Raw genomic sequence first — 15,665 nt, forward strand, 5'->3', positions numbered from 1 at the left:
AGTGTAAGAGGACGTTAACACCATCCCCAAACACTGACAAGGCAGTAGGAAGTTCTGCTTAGTAGGTGCCAACTCCGTCGATGGCGGTAGTACTCAGGCTTCCAGAAGAATACGCAGCATGCGGCGAAGCGGCTCCGCAGCACCCCACAAAAGCTGGTCGCCGATGGTGAATGCGCCGACGTATTCCGGGCCCATGGCCAGCTTGCGGATGCGGCCGACCGGGATGTCCATCGTGCCGGTGACCGCGACCGGCGTCAGGTGCTTGACGGTCGCTTCGCGCGTGTTCGGCACGACCTTGGCCCATGCGTTGTCGCCGGCGATCATGGCTTCGATATCGGCCAGCGGCACGTCCTTCTTCAGCTTGAAAGTCAGCGCCTGGCTATGGCAGCGCATCGCGCCGACGCGCACGCAGAAACCGTCGACCGGCGTGGCGGCAGTGCCGAAACCCGCGCCCTGGCCGAGGATCTTGTTGGTTTCCGCGCCGCCCTTCCATTCTTCCTTGGACATTCCGTCGCCCAGGTCCTTGTCGATCCACGGAATCAGCGACCCGCCCAGCGGCGCGCCGAAGTTCGCGATTTCGTTCGCGCTCAGGTTCTGCTGCTTGTGCAGCACCTTGCGGTCGATTTCCAGGATGGCAGACTTCGGATCGTCGAGCAGCGAGCGCACTTTGGCGTTCAGCGTGCCGAACTGCGTCAGCAGCTCGCGCATGTGCTGCGCGCCGCCGCCGGATGCCGCCTGGTACGTCATGCTGGTCATCCACTCGACCAGGCCGGCCTTGTACAGCGCGCCGACGCCCATCAGCATGCAGCTGACGGTGCAGTTGCCGCCGACCCAGTTCCTGCCGCCCTTGGTCAGCGCGTTCTGGATCACGGGGAGGTTGACCGGGTCGAGCACGATGATCGCGTCGTCGTTCATGCGCAGCGTCGAAGCTGCATCGATCCAGTGGCCGTCCCACCCGGCGGCGCGCAGCTTCGGGAAGACTTCGCTGGTGTAGTCGCCGCCCTGTGCCGTGATGATGATGTCGCACTTGGCGAGCGCCGCGATGTCGTGCGCGTCCTTGAGCGCGGTTTCGTTCTTCGCCATCGTCGGCGCCTTGCCGCCGGCGTTGGAGGTCGAGAAGAAGACCGGCTCGATCAGTCCGAAGTCGCCTTCGGCCTGCATGCGGTCCATCAGGACCGAGCCGACCATGCCGCGCCAGCCCACGAGGCCGACCAGAGGTTGAGATGCGTTCGCCATTTCAGTTTGCCCTTTGAAGAAAGATGAGGATTTCTCTTTGCGCCCGGCTCGTCGAGCCGGATGCGGGCATGACGAAGCGGGCTGCGGTTAGCCGGTAATCGTCTTTTTAGTGATCGATGAAGAAAGCGCTGCAACCACCGCATCGCCCATTTCACGGGTGCCGACGCGCTTCGTTCCCTCGGACCAGATATCGCCCGTGCGCAGGCCGGAGGCGAGCACCGACTTGACCGCCGACTCGATTCGGTCGGCAGCTTCGGGTTGGGCGAGGGAAAAGCGGAGCATCATGGCAGCGGAAAGAATTGTAGCCAATGGATTGGCGATTCCCTTGCCCGCGATGTCGGGCGCGCTGCCATGGCTCGGTTCGTACAGGCCCTGGCTGCTCGAATTGAGCGATGCGGAAGGCAGCATCCCGATCGATCCGGTCAGCATCGCGGCCTCGTCCGAGAGGATGTCGCCGAACATGTTGCCGGTGACGACCACGTCGAACTTCTTCGGCGCCTTCACCAGCTGCATTGCCGCGTTGTCGACGTACATGTGGTCGAGTTCGACGTCCGGATATTCCTTGCCGACCTCGGTCACGATGTCTTTCCAGAACTGGAAGGTTTCCAGCACATTGGCCTTGTCGACGCTGGTCACGCGCTTGCTGCGCTTGCGGGCCGCCTCGAAGGCGACGCGGGCGATGCGCTCTACCTCGGGACGCGAATAGCGCATCGTGTCGAAAGCTTCTTCGGCGCCGGGGAAATGCCCGTCGACGGCGATGCGCCTACCGCGAGGCTGGCCGAAGTAGATGTCGCCGGTCAGCTCGCGGATGATGAGGATGTCGAGTCCGGCGATCAGCTCGGGCTTCAGACTCGACGCATCGACCAGTTCCTCGTAGCAGATCGCCGGGCGGAAGTTGGCGAACAGGCCCAGGTTCTTGCGCAGGCCGAGGATGGCCTGCTCGGGGCGGAACTGGCGCTCCAGCGTGTCGTATTTCCAGTCGCCGACGGCGCCGAACAGCACGGCATCGGCTTCCTTGGCCAGCTTCAGCGTGGCATCGGGCAACGGATGGCCGTGCGCGTCGTAGGCGGCGCCGCCGACCAGCGCGGTTTCCATCTCGAAGGTCATGTCGAGCGTGTCGAGCACGCGGATGGCTTCCGCGACGATTTCGGTACCGATGCCGTCACCCGGCAGAACTGCGATTTTCATGAATGAATCTTTGATGTCTTCTAATTAGAGGGGAGTGGCTTCGGCTGTTTGCTCAGACCAGCGCGGTCTTGGCCAGCCATGGCTTCGTCGCCAGTCGCTCCGCTTCGAAAGCCTTGATCTTGTCTTTCTTCTGCAGCGTCAGGCCGATATCGTCCAGGCCGTTGATGAGGCAGTATTTGCGAAAGGCCTGCACGTCGAAAGCGAGTTCGACGCCGTCCGGCTTCACGACGACCTGGCGCTCGAGATCGACTGTCAGCTTGTAGCCGGGGAAGGCGAAGACTTCATCGAACAGCGTCGCGACCTGTGCTTCGGGCAGCACGATCGGCAGCAGCCCGTTCTTGAAGCTGTTGTTGAAGAAGATGTCTGCGTAACTCGGCGCAATGATCGCCCGGAAGCCGAACTGGTCGAGTGCCCAGGGCGCGTGTTCGCGCGACGAGCCGCAGCCGAAGTTCTTGCGCGCCAGCAGCACCGAAGCGCCGAGGTAGCGCTGCTGGTTCAGCACGAAATCGGGGTTCGGCTTGCGCGACGCAGGGTCCTGGCCGGGTTCGCCATGATCGAGATAACGCCATTCGTCGAACAGGTTCGGGCCGAAGCCGGTCTTGCGGATCGACTTCAGGAACTGCTTCGGAATGATGGCGTCGGTGTCGACGTTTTCGCGGTCCATCGGGGCCACGAGGCCGGTGTGTACGGTGAATTTCTGCATGTGGGTCTCCGGTACGGTGGATCAGGCGAACTGGCGGACGTCGACGAAGTGGCCGTGCACGGCGGCGGCAGCGGCCATGGCGGGGCTCACCAGATGCGTGCGACCGCCGGCGCCCTGGCGGCCTTCGAAGTTGCGGTTGCTGGTCGATGCGCAGCGCTCGCCCGGCTCCAGCCGGTCGGCGTTCATCGCGAGGCACATCGAGCAGCCCGGCTCGCGCCATTCGAAGCCGGCGGCCTTGAAGATCAAATCCAGGCCTTCGCGTTCTGCCTGTTCCTTCACCAGTCCGGAGCCCGGCACGACCATCGCGAGCTTGACGTTCTTCGCGACCTTCTGTCCGAGCTTCTTCACGACCGCAGCGGCTTCGCGCATGTCTTCGATGCGGCTGTTGGTGCACGAACCGATGAAAACCTTGTCGATGAAGATGTCGTTCATCGCCTTGTTCGGTTCCAGGCCCATGTACGTCAGCGCGCGCTCGATGGCGCCGCGCTTGTTGGCGTCCTTTTCCTTGTCCGGATCGGGCACGCGGCCGTTGATGGCCGTCACCATTTCCGGCGAGGTGCCCCAGGTGACCTGCGGCTGGATCTGCGTCGCGTCGAGCTCGACCACGAGGTCGAAGTGCGCGCCGGGGTCCGACTGCAGCGTCTTCCAGTAGGCGACGGCCATGTCCCATTCGACGCCGGTGGGCGCGAACGGGCGGCCCTTCACATAGGCGATGGTCTTGTCGTCGACGGCCACCAGGCCGGCGCGCGCGCCACCTTCGATCGCCATGTTGCAGACCGTCATGCGGCCTTCGATGCTCAGGTCGCGGATCGCGGAGCCAGCGAACTCGATGGTGTAGCCGGTGCCGCCGGCGGTGCCGATGCGCCCGATGATCGCCAGCACGATGTCTTTCGCGGTGCAGCCGAGCGGCAGCTTGCCTTCGACTCTGATCAGCAGGTTCTTGGCCTTCTTGGCGAGCAGCGTCTGCGTCGCCATCACGTGCTCGACCTCGCTGGTGCCGATGCCGTGCGCCAGCGCACCGAACGCACCGTGCGTCGACGTGTGCGAGTCGCCGCAGACCACCGTCATGCCCGGCAGCGTCGCGCCCGATTCGGGGCCGATCACGTGCACGATGCCCTGGCGCTTGCTCAGGAATGGATAGAACGCAGCCGCGCCGAACTCGGCGATGTTGCTGTCGAGCGTGGTGATCTGCTCCTTGCTGATCGGGTCGCTGATGCCGTCATAGCCGCGCTCCCAGTGCGTCGTCGGCGTGTTGTGGTCGGCGGTGGCGACCACCGAACTGATGCGCCAGAGCTTGCGGCCGGCCACGCGCAGGCCTTCGAACGCCTGCGGGCTGGTGACTTCGTGCACCAGATGGCGATCGATGTAGAGGACGGAAGTGCCGTCTTCCTCGGTGTGGACGACGTGTTCGTCCCAGAGCTTGTCGTAGAGCGTGCGTGCCATGGTTTTTCTTTCGTGGGGAGGTGATTGTCTTTAGTTGTGAAGATGCGCGACCAGCGACCGCGCCGCCACCGGCAGCGTCGAGAAGTCGCGTGCGACCAGGCGGATTTCTCGCCGCGCCCAGGCGTCGCTGAGCGCCACGCTGGTGAGCCGGCGCCCGATGCCGCCGCGCATCAGTTCGAAGGCGTGGCCCGGCATCACGCCGATGCCGAGGCCGTTCTCGATCATCCGGCACATCGCGTCGAGCCCGGTGACGTGGATGCGCAGCTTGATGGTGCGCCCGGCTTCGAGCGCCGCCTGCCGGGTCGCGACGTAGATCGAGCTGTTGGTGTGCAGGCCGACATGGTCGTAGTCGAGCGAATCGACGAAAGCAACCTCTCTGTCGACAGCATCGTCCTTGGCCAGCGGATGGTCGATCGGAACGATCAGTACCAGCCGGTCGTCGCGATAGGGAAGACTCTGCAGTTCGCTCGTGCCGTCGGCCAGGTGGCAGATGCCGAGGTCGGCAGCGCCTTCCTGCACCGCGCGCAGCACTTCGGCGCTGAGATGTTCTTCGAGGTCGATCTTGATCTCTTCATGATCGCGGCGGAAAACGCCCAGGTCCTCGGGCAGGAACTGCACGATGGCCGAGATGTTCGCGTGCACCCGCACATGGCCGCGCACGCCGTCGGCGTATTCGCTGAGCTCGCCCTGCATCTTTTCCAGGCTGTAGAGCACCGACCGCGCGTGGTGCAGTAGGCTTTCGCCGGCCGGCGTCAGATCGACGCCGCGGGTATGGCGATAGAGCAGGGGCGTGCCGAGCGTGGCTTCCAGGTCGGACAGCCGCTTGCTGATGGCCGACGCCGCGATGAATTCGCGCTCCGCTGCGCGTCCGATGCTGCCAAGTTCGCATACCGCCACGAAGAGCTGTAGCGAGGTCAGGTCGATTCGGCGTGCAAAGCTGCGTTCGGAGGCGGCGGTCAAGATGAGCAGGTGACGCGATTTGGCATCGCAACGAAAGATGGCGGAGCTGCTATTTTGCCTCAGCAAGAATGTCTTTGCCATCGTGAACGGAGATGGCTTTGCTGCATTTCAGCGATGTACTTCGAAAATTGCAGACGAAAAAAAGCGGGCCGTGGCCCGCTCTCTTTCTTGCAGCGCAGGAATTACTTCTTGCGGTCTGCTGCGTTTTCGAGCTTCTCGCCGCCCTTCTGGATGTCTTGGCCGGCGCCGGCAAAGGTGTTGCAGCCTGCCAATGGCACGGCGAATGCAAAAGTGACGGCGATGAGTGCGGCTAGTTTCTTCATGACAACTCCTTGGAGCATTTGTTGACGGGACTGGAGTGATCCTCCGAAACGAAATTTAGTGAGATTTGCAAAACAGTCCTGTAAGCCAAGACGCAAAAAAGCTGCGCGAACGCAGCTTTTTTGCAGAAAAGCAACAGCTATCAGCGTGCGTCGATCGGCTTCACGTCGCGTTGCACCGAACCTTCGAACAGCTGGCGCGGACGGCCGATCTTGTACTCCGGATCGCCGATCATCTCGTTCAGCTGGGCGATCCAGCCGACGGTGCGGGCGAGGGCGAACACGGCGGTGAACAGCGGCACCGGGATGCCGATGGCGCGCTGCACGATGCCCGAATAGAAGTCGACATTCGGATAGAGCTTGCGCGACACGAAGTACTCGTCTTCCAGGGCGATCTTCTCGAGCGCCATGGCCAGCTTGAACAGCGGATCGTTTTCCAGGCCCAGTTCCGCCAGCACTTCCTTGCAGGTTTCCTGCATCAGCTTGGCGCGTGGGTCGTAGTTCTTGTAGACACGATGACCGAAACCCATCAGCTTGACGTTGGAGTTCTTGTCCTTCACCTGCTTGATGAACTCGCCGATCTTCTCGACGCCGCCGGCCTTCTGGATGTCGTACAGCATGTTGAGCGCCGCCTCGTTGGCGCCGCCATGGGCGGGGCCCCAGAGGCAGGCCACGCCGGCCGCGATCGCTGCGAACGGGTTGGTGCCCGACGAGCCGCACAGGCGCACGGTCGAAGTCGATGCATTCTGCTCATGGTCCGCGTGCAGGATGAAGATGCGGTCGAGCGCGCGCTCGAGCACCGGGCTCACCTTGTATTCCTCGCACGGCGTCGCGAACATCATGTGCAGGAAGTTGCCTGCGTAGCTCAGGTCGTTCTTCGGGTACATGTACGGCTGGCCGATCGTGTACTTGTACGCCATGGCGACCAGCGTCGGCATCTTCGCGATGAGGCGGATGGCGGCGATCTCGCGATGCTTCGGATTGTTGATGTCCGTGCTGTCGTGGTAGAAGGCCGACAGGGCGCCGACCAGGCCGGTCATGATCGCCATCGGATGCGCGTCGCGGCGGAAACCGCGCAGGAAGAACTGCATCTGCTCGTTGACCATCGTGTGGTTGGTCACGAGCTTGGTGAACTCTTCCTTCTTCGGTGCGTCCGGCAGCTCTCCGTACAGCAGCAGATGGCAGGTTTCCATGAAGTCGCAGTTGGTCGCCAGCTGCTCGATCGGATAGCCGCGATACAGCAGTTCACCCTTGTCGCCGTCGATGTACGTGATGGCCGACTGACAGGCGGCGGTCGACATGAAGCCCGGGTCGTACGTGAACATGCCGGTCTGTGCGTACAGCTTGCGGATGTCGATGACGTCGGGGCCCACAGTTCCCTTGTAGATCGGCAGTTCGACGTTATCGACACCGTTGCTGAACGATAGGGTTGCTTTGGTCTCGGAAGCTTTCATTTCGACTTTCTTTCTATGAGATGGGTGATCTTGAAGGCAGGACGCCCGCCGCGCTTCACACGCGCATCAGACGCAAGAGCTGGACCACGTCCGCCCCGCCCACTGCGGGGTCGGGCTCCTTCCGCTTGAGAAGAAGGTCCATGAGGTCGTGATCGGAGAGGTCCATCAGCGCATCCATGGCGTTGGCCTGACGGATGGTCAGCGACTCGGCATGGCGGTCGAAGAAGCGGGCGATGAAGAGATCGTTCTCGAGCAGGCCGCGACGGCAGCGCCACCGCAGCTTGCTGAGCGCTCGCTCGCCCAGCGGCTGATCCACGTCGATGTCGGGGGTGTCGGCAGCTGGGGAATTTTGCATCCTGTGTCTTTCGGCGATCAGACGGCGCGACGCACCATCAATTCCTTGATCTTCCCGATGGCCTTCGTCGGGTTGAGATTCTTCGGGCACACGTCGACGCAATTCATGATCGTGTGGCAGCGGAACAGGCGGTACGGATCTTCGAGGTTGTCGAGACGTTCGGCAGTCGCTTCGTCGCGGCTGTCGGCGATGAAACGATAGGCTTGCAGCAGGCCGGCCGGGCCGACAAACTTGTCCGGATTCCACCAGAAGCTCGGGCAGCTGGTCGAGCAGCTCGCGCACAGGATGCATTCGTAGAGACCGTCGAGCTCTTCGCGCTCTTCCGGGCTCTGTAGGCGTTCCTTCTCGGGCGGCGTGTTGTCGTTCTGCAGGTACGGCTTGATCGAGTTGTACTGCTTGAAGAACTGCGTCATGTCGACGATCAGGTCGCGGATCACCGGCAGGCCGGGCAGCGGCTTGAGCACAATCGTGCCCTTCAGCGTCAGCATGTTGGTCAGGCAGGCCAGACCGTTCTTGCCGTTGATGTTCATCGCGTCGGAGCCGCAGACGCCTTCGCGGCAGGAGCGGCGGAACGACAGCGTCGGGTCCTGTGCCTTGAGTTTCATCAGCGCGTCGAGCAGCATGCGCTCGTGACCGTCGAGTTCGACCTCGATGGTCTGCATGTAAGGCTTTGCGTCCTTGTCCGGGTCGTAGCGGTAGATCTGGAATGTGCGCTTCATCGTGTTGACCTTTGATGTTTTGTTCTTGCGTGCTTGCTTCGCTTAGAAGGTACGAACCTTCGGCTGCACCGAATCGACCGTCAGCGGCTGCAGACGGACCGGCTTGTACGTCAGCTTGTTGTCGCCGGTGTGCCAGAGCGTGTGCTTCATCCACTCGGCATCGTTACGGCCGAGCGGGGCGACCAAGTCGTCCGCCGGACGCTCGTAGTCTTCGACCGTGTGCGCGCCGCGGCATTCGGTGCGTGCGGCCGCCGAGACCATCGTGGCCTGCGCCACTTCGATCAGGTTGTCGACTTCCAGCGCCTCGATGCGGGCGGTGTTGAAGACGCGCGACTTGTCCTTGAGCGTGATCGCATTGACGCGATCGCGCACGGCGGCGATCTTCGCGACGCCTTCGTCCATCGACGCCTGTTTGCGGAACACGGCTGCGTGCTGCTGCATGACGGTGCGGATTTCGTTGGCGACATCCTGCGCATATTCGCCGGAGGTCGACGCTTCGAGCTGGTTCAGGCGAGCAAGCGAGCGGTCGGCGGCATCGGCCGGCAGCGTCTTGTGTTCCTTCAGCTTGTCGTTGAATTCGACGATATGGTTGCCGGCCGCGCGGCCGAACACCAGCAGGTCGAGCAGCGAATTCGTGCCCAGGCGGTTCGCGCCGTGCACGCTCACGCAGGAGCATTCGCCCACGGCGTAAAGCCCGTTGACCGCAACGCTGTTGTTCTCCGCGTCCTGGATCACGACCTGGCCGTTGATGTTGGTCGGAATGCCGCCCATCTGGTAGTGGATGGTCGGCACGACGGGAATCGGTTCCTTCGTGACGTCGACATTCGCGAAGTTGATGCCGATCTCGTAGACCGAAGGCAGCCGCTTGTGGATCGTCTCGGCACCGAGATGGTCCAGCTTCATGTGGATGTAGTCCTTGTTGGGACCGCAGCCGCGACCTTCCTTGATTTCCTGGTCCATCGAGCGTGAAACGAAGTCGCGCGGTGCCAGGTCCTTCATGGTCGGCGCATAACGCTCCATGAAACGCTCGCCGTTGCTGTTCAGCAGGATCGCGCCTTCGCCGCGGCAGCCTTCGGTCAGCAGCACGCCGGCACCGGCAACGCCGGTCGGGTGGAACTGCCAGAACTCCATGTCCTGCAGCGGAATGCCCGAGCGGGCTGCCATGCCGAGGCCGTCGCCGGTATTGATGAACGCGTTGGTCGACGCCTGGAAGATCCGGCCGGCGCCGCCGGTGGCGAGCAGAACGGTCTTGGCCTGCAGGATGTGCAGGTCGCCGGTTTCCATTTCGAGTGCGGTCACGCCGACGACATCGCCTTCGTCGTCGCGGATCAGGTCGAGCGCCATCCATTCGACGAAGAACTGGGTGCGGGCTTCGACGTTCTTCTGATAGAGCGTATGCAGCATCGCGTGGCCGGTGCGGTCGGCCGCGGCGCAGGCGCGCTGAACCGGCTTTTCGCCGTAATTGGCCGTATGGCCACCGAATGGACGCTGATAGATGGTGCCGTCGGGGTTGCGGTCGAACGGCATGCCGAAGTGTTCCAGCTCGTAGACCACTTTCGGTGCTTCGCGACACATGAACTCGATCGCGTCCTGGTCGCCGAGCCAGTCGGAGCCCTTGATCGTGTCGTAGAAGTGATAGTGCCAGTTGTCTTCGCTCATGTTGCCGAGCGAGGCACCGACGCCGCCCTGGGCAGCGACGGTGTGCGAGCGGGTCGGGAAGACCTTCGAGAGCACGGCGACGTTCAGGCCGGCGCGTGCCAGCTGAAGCGATGCGCGCATGCCGGAACCACCTGCGCCGACGATCACGACGTCGAACTTGCGCTTGGTAATCTGTTCTTTTGTATAGGCAGTCATCGGGTCAAAGTCTCCAGAGAACTTGAATGGCCCACCCGGCACAACCGACCAACCAGACGATCGTGAAAATTTGGGCGGCGAGGCGGATGCCGACAGGCTGGACGTAATCCATCCAGATGTCGCGCATACCAACCCATACGTGGTAAAGCAGCGAAGCGATCACAACAAAAGTCAAAACTTTCATCCATTGGGACGAAAAGATGCCTGACCAGGTGTCGTAGCCGACCGGACCGCGGGAAATGATGACCTGACCGATGACGAGCAGGGTGAAGATCGCCATCAGGGAGGCGGTGACGCGCTGGCTGAGCCAGTCGCGCAGACCGTAGTGCGCGCCGACGACGATGCGCTTGGAGCCGTAGTTCACAGACATTTCATGCTCCTTTTCAGTACACGCCGAACAGCTTCGCGCCGAGGACGATGGTCAGCACGATGCTCAGCGAGAGCACGGCGATCGCCGACGTCCTGCCGAAATCCTTGCTGGCAGCCGAGTGACTGACGTCCATCCAAAGATGGCGCAGGCCGGCGATGAAGTGATGCAGGAAAGCCCAGATCAGGGCCAGCGCGACAAGTTTGAAGAAGACGCCGGACAGCCCGACATTGAATGTCGCCTTGAATTTGGCAAAGGAGATTTCAGATGAAACAGACGTATCGAACATCCAGATGATGAACGGCATCAGAAGGAACATCAGTGCGCCGCTCACGCGGTGCAGGATGGAGACGATGCCGGCCGGCGGAAGCCGGTAGGTGGTCAGGTCGGTGAACGCATTGATATTGCGGAACTGACGGCGCGGCGGCCGGGGAGTGGCAAGCTCTGTCATGGGGACTTTCTTTGCTTTTTTGGAGAAACGGCTTGTTCTTTGGCAGAAATGCAAACAACGCAAAATTCTATTGCAATGCACCATGAGACAGCTGTCGTCTGCATGGAAGGCTGCGTTGTGAAAGTTGGTTTGCTACTTAATCCATAGCAAGGTATTACGACGCGGCGGTGGGTGCCGGGAGTTGAAAGGTCTGCTAAGAATCATCCGAGGGCATTCCGATAATGGTGCGTGTCGGTGCGGTAGAGACCGCGCCGAAGTTCCATCGGCGCATCGTTGTAGGTGTGCGCGATGCGCTCGACGCTCAGGAGCGGCGTCGTGACCGGCACCGAAAGCAACGCTGCCTGCGATGCGTCTGGCAGCACTGCGCGTATCTGCTCTTCGGCGCGCACCATGCGCACGCCGAATTCGGTTTCGAACATCGCGTACATCGGTCCGCTCCATTCGCGCAACCGCTCGGCGGTCAGCCCCCTGAACGGCGAGCCGGGAAGCCACAGGTCTTCCAGGATGGTCGGCACGCCGGCATATGCCAGCACGCGACGCACCTGCAACACGGCATCGCCGGTGCGCAACGCCAGCGCGCGGGCCACGTCGGATGCGGCGCGGAGACGCTTGCAATCGACGATGGTGCGCTCGGCCGGACCTTCGGCCTGCGTGTCGCCGCTGTCGGGCACCAGCTTCAGGAAGCGGTACTGCACGTTCCGTTCGGCATGCGTCGCGACGAAGGTGCCCTTGCCCTGGCGCCGCACCACCAGGTTTTCCGCTGCCATTTCGTCGATCGCCTTGCGCACCGTGCCCTGGCTGACCTTGAATCGCGCCGCAAGGTCCATTTCACTTGGAATCGGCTCGCCTGGCTTCCACTCGCCGGCCTGCAGGCTCTGCAGGATCAGTGACTTGATCTGCTGATAGAGCGGGCTGAAGGAGGGCGTGGCTGCCTCGGCGAGAGGCGACGGCACGATGGGGGCGGACGTGGACATTGCCTCGATCTTATATAAGACATAAGACAGTCACGCCCAAAATCTCGAATCGGCTTAAAATGTCGCCCGGTTCCGTGTCTGGTGGCCTTCGTGTCCGCCTGCACCGTTTTCTTCACTTTCTGGAGTCTTCCCAATGAGCAAAAAGCCCGTCCGCGTTGCCGTTACCGGCGCCGCCGGCCAAATCGGTTACGCCCTGTTGTTCCGCATCGCCTCCGGCGAAATGCTCGGCAAAGACCAGCCGGTCATCCTTCAACTGCTCGAAGTGCCGGTTGAAGGACCGCAGAAGGCGCTCAAGGGCGTGATGATGGAACTCGACGACTGCGCGTTCCCGCTGCTGGTCGGCATGGAAGCCCACGGCGACCCGATGACCGCCTTCAAGGACGCCGACTACGCACTGCTGGTCGGTTCGCGTCCGCGCGGCCCGGGCATGGAACGTGCCGAGCTGCTGGCCGTCAACGGCGCCATCTTCACCGCGCAGGGCAAGGCGCTCAACGCCGTCGCCAGCCGTGACGTCAAGGTGCTGGTGGTCGGCAACCCGGCCAACACCAACGCCTACATCGCCATGAAGAGCGCGCCCGACCTGCCGCGCAAGAACTTCACCGCCATGCTGCGCCTCGATCACAACCGCGCCGCCAGCCAGCTCGCGGCCAAGACCGGCAAGGCCGTCGCGGACATCGAGAAGCTCACCGTCTGGGGCAACCACTCGCCGACGATGTACGCCGACTATCGCTTCGCGACCATCGGCGGCGAAAGCGTCGCGAAGATGATCGACGACCAGGAATGGAATGCCAACACCTTCCTGCCGACCGTCGGCAAGCGCGGCGCGGCCATCATCGAAGCACGCGGTTCGTCGTCGGCTGCATCGGCAGCGAACGCCGCCATCGACCACATGCGCGACTGGGCATTGGGCACCAACGGCAAGTGGGTCACGATGGGCATTCCGTCGGACGGCCAGTACGGCATTCCGAAGGACGTGATGTTCGGCTTCCCGGTCACGACCGAGAACGGCGAATACAAGGTCGTCGAAGGCCTGGACATCGACGCCTTCAGCCAGGAACGCATCGACAAGACGCTCAAGGAACTGACCGACGAGCAAGCCGGCGTCGCCCATCTGCTCTGAGAGATCTGAGCGACCTGAGAGACCTGAGAAGGACAAGCCGCCGATGACGATGCGCGACTGGAATCCCTCCCTGTACCGCCGCTTCGAGGACGAGCGCACGCGCCCGGCCGAAGAACTGCTGGCGCGGGTGCCGCTGACCACGGCGGCCCGCGCGGTCGACCTGGGCTGCGGTCCGGGAAATTCCACCGAGCTCATCGTCCGGCGCTTTCCGGATGCCGATGTCGTCGGCATCGACAACTCCGAAGCCATGCTGGTCAGTGCGCGCGAGCGCCTGCCGGCTGCGCGCTTCGAATCCGGCGACATCGCGACGTGGAATCCTTCCGGTTCCGCTCCCGATGCCGCCCCCGATCTCATCTATGCCAATGCCGCGCTGCAATGGGTGCCCGATCACGAAAAGCTGATCCCGCGCCTGTTCGCCGCATTGGCGCCTAGCGGCGTCCTCGCCGTCCAGATGCCCGACAACCGGGAAGAACCCACGCACCGTCTGATGCGCGAAGTCGCATCCGAGGCGCCGTGGAAAGACCATATCGGCGATGCCGACAGGCTGCGCACGCTGCTGCTGCCGCTCGCCGGTTATTACGACCTGCTGGCGTCCGACGCGGCCCATGTCGACGTGTGGCACACCATCTACCAGCATCCGATGGCTTCCGCCGCGGCGATCGTCGACTGGGTCCGCAGCACTGGGCTGAAACCTTTCGTCGACGGTCTGCCTGCCGATCTTCAGGCCAGCTACCTGGCCGAATACGAACGCCGCGTCGCCAGGGCGTATCCGGTGCGGTCCGACGGGAAGCTGCTGCTTGCCTTCCCACGGATGTTCATCGTGGCGCAAAAGAAGAAGGCTTCCGCATGAGCGCCCATCCCCGCGAAGTTTTGCTCGGCGCCCAGGCCGGCGCCGTGTCGCTGTCGGTCTGCGACCACTACAGCGGCGTCGAGGCGCGCATGAAGAAGAGCCTTGCGCTGCAGGCCGAGATGGCCGAAGAGTTCGGCGCCTGCGTGTTCGACGTCACGCTGGATTGCGAAGACGGCGCACCCGTTGGCGGAGAAGCCGAGCACGCGGTACTGGTTTCCGAACTGGTGCTCGGTGCCGCTGGCGGCGCGCGGGTCGGTGCGCGCGTGCATCCGGTTTCGCACGAATCCTTCGATGCCGACATCGACACCATCGTCGGTCGTGCAGGCCGGCGACTCGACTATCTGATGGTGCCGAAGGTCGAATCCGCCGCCGATGTGGCGCGTGCGGTCGACGCGATCGATGCTGCTGGCGCCACGGCGCTGCCGCTGCATGTGCTGATCGAATCGCCTTTGGCGGTACGCAACTCCTTCGACATTGCCGCGCATCCGCGCGTGCAGTCGCTCAGTTTCGGTCTGATGGATTTCGTCTCCGCGCATGCCGGCGCGATTCCGGCCGAGGGTATGGGCGCAGCCGGGCAGTTCACGCATCCGCTGGTCGTGCGCGCCAAGCTGGAGATTGCCTCCGCCGCGCATGCGTTCGGCAAGGTGCCGTCGCACTGCGTCGTCACCGAATTCAGCGATGTCGATGCCATGCGCGCCGCCGCGAGACGTGCCGCACGCGAATTCGGCTACACCCGCATGTGGAGCATCCATCCGAGCCAGATCCGGCCGATCCTCGAAGCCTTTGCGCCCGATGCGCAGCAGATCGACGTCGCGACGCACATCGTGGCGCGCGCGGTCGAAGCCGCATGGGCGCCGGTGAGCGTCGACGGCGTGCTTCATGATCGCGCCAGTTACCGTCATTTCTGGCAGGTGCTCGAAAGGGCGCATGCCACCGGTCGCATCTTGCCAGCCGAAGCACAGGGTTGGTTCGTCTGAACCAACCCTTCCGTACACACTCAATCAAGACAAACGCGTCACCCTAGGAACCCATCGATGAAGACCACCGTACTGATCGCCGCCCTGGCTCTCGCTCTGCCTTTCGCAGCTTCCGCGCAAACCGACGCGGCCAAGCCGGCGCCGAAGGCTGCAGCAGCAAAACCTGCTGCGAAACCCGCAGCCAAGCCGGTTGCCAAGACCGCCGCGAAAGCGGAACCGAAGAAGAAGCCTCAAGTCACCCGCCGTGCAGCCAAGGCGGTCGAGGAAGTCACGCCGATCGACACCAGCACCGACATCACGCTCACCGAAGCCGACCTGGCCGTCGCGCAGCGCGTGCAGACCGGCAAGATCCAGTGCGAACTGGGCGCCGACGTCACCGTCACCGCCGATGAGAAGAAGCCGGGCTTCTTCACCGTCTCGACCAAGGGCGCGCGCTATCGCATGCACCCGGTCGAAAGCCGGACCGGCGCGATCCGCCTCGAAGACCCGCGCGCCGGCGCGATGTGGCTCCAGATCGCCAACAAGTCGATGCTGATGAACCAGAAGGAAGGCCTGCGCCTCGCCGACGAATGCATGGCGCCCGCCCAGATGGCTTTCGCGGAAGAAATGAAGAAGAACCCGCCGAAAAGCCTGTTCGAAGGTGCCGACCAGCCAGCCGGCGTCGCCAAGAAGTAAGGCAGCCACGAAGGCAATC

Annotated in this window: 17 protein-coding genes; 4 read left to right on the forward strand and 13 right to left on the reverse strand. The window is 63.0% G+C overall.

Going from position 1 to position 15,665, the window contains the following annotated elements:
- Positions 1 to 93 precede the first annotated feature (93 nt).
- From asd to ACSFA3_RS12615, 13 genes are all read right to left on the reverse strand, one after another.
- Positions 94 to 1,236 (reverse strand): aspartate-semialdehyde dehydrogenase, encoded by a 1,143-nt coding sequence (asd, locus tag ACSFA3_RS12555; RefSeq protein WP_435505773.1) that lies wholly within the window; start codon positions 1,234 to 1,236, stop codon positions 94 to 96.
- 87 nt (positions 1,237 to 1,323) lie between these two features.
- Positions 1,324 to 2,424, reverse strand: coding sequence for a 3-isopropylmalate dehydrogenase (gene leuB, locus ACSFA3_RS12560; RefSeq protein WP_435505774.1), 1,101 nt, complete (start codon positions 2,422 to 2,424; stop codon positions 1,324 to 1,326).
- 52 nt (positions 2,425 to 2,476) lie between these two features.
- The gene (leuD, locus tag ACSFA3_RS12565; protein WP_435505775.1) at positions 2,477 to 3,127 is read right to left on the reverse strand and encodes a 3-isopropylmalate dehydratase small subunit; all 651 of its coding nucleotides are present in this window, start codon (positions 3,125 to 3,127) and stop codon (positions 2,477 to 2,479) included.
- A gap of 21 nt (positions 3,128 to 3,148) precedes the next feature.
- The gene (leuC, locus tag ACSFA3_RS12570) at positions 3,149 to 4,570 is read right to left on the reverse strand and encodes a 3-isopropylmalate dehydratase large subunit (protein WP_435505776.1); all 1,422 of its coding nucleotides are present in this window, start codon (positions 4,568 to 4,570) and stop codon (positions 3,149 to 3,151) included.
- Positions 4,571 to 4,600: 30 nt separating this feature from the next.
- Complete coding sequence (locus tag ACSFA3_RS12575) at positions 4,601 to 5,530, reverse strand: LysR substrate-binding domain-containing protein (RefSeq protein ID WP_435505777.1); 930 nt, start codon at positions 5,528 to 5,530, stop codon at positions 4,601 to 4,603.
- 182 nt (positions 5,531 to 5,712) lie between these two features.
- The gene (locus tag ACSFA3_RS12580; RefSeq protein ID WP_435505778.1) at positions 5,713 to 5,853 is read right to left on the reverse strand and encodes an entericidin A/B family lipoprotein; all 141 of its coding nucleotides are present in this window, start codon (positions 5,851 to 5,853) and stop codon (positions 5,713 to 5,715) included.
- 140 nt (positions 5,854 to 5,993) lie between these two features.
- Entirely contained in the window at positions 5,994 to 7,304 is a 1,311-nt protein-coding gene (gltA, locus tag ACSFA3_RS12585; protein WP_435505779.1) for a citrate synthase, read from the reverse strand.
- Between the two features lie 55 nt (positions 7,305 to 7,359).
- Positions 7,360 to 7,659, reverse strand: coding sequence for an FAD assembly factor SdhE (locus ACSFA3_RS12590; protein ID WP_435505780.1), 300 nt, complete (start codon positions 7,657 to 7,659; stop codon positions 7,360 to 7,362).
- A 17-nt stretch (positions 7,660 to 7,676) separates the two neighbouring features.
- The gene (locus tag ACSFA3_RS12595; RefSeq protein WP_435505781.1) at positions 7,677 to 8,378 is read right to left on the reverse strand and encodes a succinate dehydrogenase iron-sulfur subunit; all 702 of its coding nucleotides are present in this window, start codon (positions 8,376 to 8,378) and stop codon (positions 7,677 to 7,679) included.
- A gap of 42 nt (positions 8,379 to 8,420) precedes the next feature.
- Positions 8,421 to 10,232, reverse strand: a complete 1,812-nt coding sequence (sdhA, locus tag ACSFA3_RS12600) for a succinate dehydrogenase flavoprotein subunit (RefSeq protein ID WP_435505782.1) — start codon at positions 10,230 to 10,232, stop codon at positions 8,421 to 8,423.
- Positions 10,233 to 10,236: 4 nt separating this feature from the next.
- Positions 10,237 to 10,602, reverse strand: a complete 366-nt coding sequence (gene sdhD / locus ACSFA3_RS12605; protein ID WP_435505783.1) for a succinate dehydrogenase, hydrophobic membrane anchor protein — start codon at positions 10,600 to 10,602, stop codon at positions 10,237 to 10,239.
- 13 nt (positions 10,603 to 10,615) lie between these two features.
- Positions 10,616 to 11,050, reverse strand: a complete 435-nt coding sequence (gene sdhC, locus ACSFA3_RS12610) for a succinate dehydrogenase, cytochrome b556 subunit (RefSeq protein WP_435505784.1) — start codon at positions 11,048 to 11,050, stop codon at positions 10,616 to 10,618.
- A 200-nt stretch (positions 11,051 to 11,250) separates the two neighbouring features.
- Positions 11,251 to 12,024 carry a GntR family transcriptional regulator gene (locus ACSFA3_RS12615; protein WP_435505785.1) on the reverse strand — a complete coding sequence of 258 codons (774 nt, stop codon included), beginning with the start codon at positions 12,022 to 12,024 and terminating at the stop codon, positions 11,251 to 11,253.
- Positions 12,025 to 12,157: 133 nt separating this feature from the next.
- On the opposite strand from ACSFA3_RS12615, the gene ACSFA3_RS12620 reads away from it, so the two are divergent.
- The 4 genes from ACSFA3_RS12620 to ACSFA3_RS12635 are packed head-to-tail and all read left to right on the forward strand — an operon-like array spanning position 12,158 to position 15,646.
- Complete coding sequence (locus ACSFA3_RS12620) at positions 12,158 to 13,144, forward strand: malate dehydrogenase (protein ID WP_435505786.1); 987 nt, start codon at positions 12,158 to 12,160, stop codon at positions 13,142 to 13,144.
- Between the two features lie 49 nt (positions 13,145 to 13,193).
- Positions 13,194 to 13,994, forward strand: a complete 801-nt coding sequence (tam, locus tag ACSFA3_RS12625; protein ID WP_435506217.1) for a trans-aconitate 2-methyltransferase — start codon at positions 13,194 to 13,196, stop codon at positions 13,992 to 13,994.
- Complete coding sequence (locus ACSFA3_RS12630; RefSeq protein WP_435505787.1) at positions 13,991 to 14,971, forward strand: HpcH/HpaI aldolase/citrate lyase family protein; 981 nt, start codon at positions 13,991 to 13,993, stop codon at positions 14,969 to 14,971. The genes tam and ACSFA3_RS12630 overlap by 4 nt, the downstream gene beginning before the upstream one ends.
- A gap of 57 nt (positions 14,972 to 15,028) precedes the next feature.
- Positions 15,029 to 15,646 carry a hypothetical protein gene (locus tag ACSFA3_RS12635; protein ID WP_435505788.1) on the forward strand — a complete coding sequence of 206 codons (618 nt, stop codon included), beginning with the start codon at positions 15,029 to 15,031 and terminating at the stop codon, positions 15,644 to 15,646.
- Positions 15,647 to 15,665: the final 19 nt, after the last annotated feature.

The sequence above is a fragment of the Variovorax glucosi genome, assembly GCF_051216695.1.
Taxonomy (GTDB): Bacteria; Pseudomonadota; Gammaproteobacteria; order Burkholderiales; family Burkholderiaceae_C; genus Variovorax.

Bases quoted from the DNA above. Each gene is read 5' to 3' on its own strand.
- tam (WP_435506217.1), top strand. From the start codon at position 13,194: ATGCGCGACTGGAATCCCTCCCTGTACCGCCGCTTCGAGGACGAGCGC.
- ACSFA3_RS12615 (WP_435505785.1), bottom strand. From the start codon at position 12,024: ATGTCCACGTCCGCCCCCATCGTGCCGTCGCCTCTCGCCGAGGCAGCC.
- sdhA (WP_435505782.1), bottom strand. From the start codon at position 10,232: ATGACTGCCTATACAAAAGAACAGATTACCAAGCGCAAGTTCGACGTC.
- ACSFA3_RS12580 (WP_435505778.1), bottom strand. From the start codon at position 5,853: ATGAAGAAACTAGCCGCACTCATCGCCGTCACTTTTGCATTCGCCGTG.
- sdhD (WP_435505783.1), bottom strand. From the start codon at position 10,602: ATGTCTGTGAACTACGGCTCCAAGCGCATCGTCGTCGGCGCGCACTAC.
- ACSFA3_RS12635 (WP_435505788.1), top strand. From the start codon at position 15,029: ATGAAGACCACCGTACTGATCGCCGCCCTGGCTCTCGCTCTGCCTTTC.
- asd (WP_435505773.1), bottom strand. From the start codon at position 1,236: ATGGCGAACGCATCTCAACCTCTGGTCGGCCTCGTGGGCTGGCGCGGC.
- ACSFA3_RS12620 (WP_435505786.1), top strand. From the start codon at position 12,158: ATGAGCAAAAAGCCCGTCCGCGTTGCCGTTACCGGCGCCGCCGGCCAA.
- leuB (WP_435505774.1), bottom strand. From the start codon at position 2,424: ATGAAAATCGCAGTTCTGCCGGGTGACGGCATCGGTACCGAAATCGTC.
- ACSFA3_RS12630 (WP_435505787.1), top strand. From the start codon at position 13,991: ATGAGCGCCCATCCCCGCGAAGTTTTGCTCGGCGCCCAGGCCGGCGCC.
- gltA (WP_435505779.1), bottom strand. From the start codon at position 7,304: ATGAAAGCTTCCGAGACCAAAGCAACCCTATCGTTCAGCAACGGTGTC.
- ACSFA3_RS12590 (WP_435505780.1), bottom strand. From the start codon at position 7,659: ATGCAAAATTCCCCAGCTGCCGACACCCCCGACATCGACGTGGATCAG.
- ACSFA3_RS12595 (WP_435505781.1), bottom strand. From the start codon at position 8,378: ATGAAGCGCACATTCCAGATCTACCGCTACGACCCGGACAAGGACGCA.
- sdhC (WP_435505784.1), bottom strand. From the start codon at position 11,050: ATGACAGAGCTTGCCACTCCCCGGCCGCCGCGCCGTCAGTTCCGCAAT.
- leuD (WP_435505775.1), bottom strand. From the start codon at position 3,127: ATGCAGAAATTCACCGTACACACCGGCCTCGTGGCCCCGATGGACCGC.
- leuC (WP_435505776.1), bottom strand. From the start codon at position 4,570: ATGGCACGCACGCTCTACGACAAGCTCTGGGACGAACACGTCGTCCAC.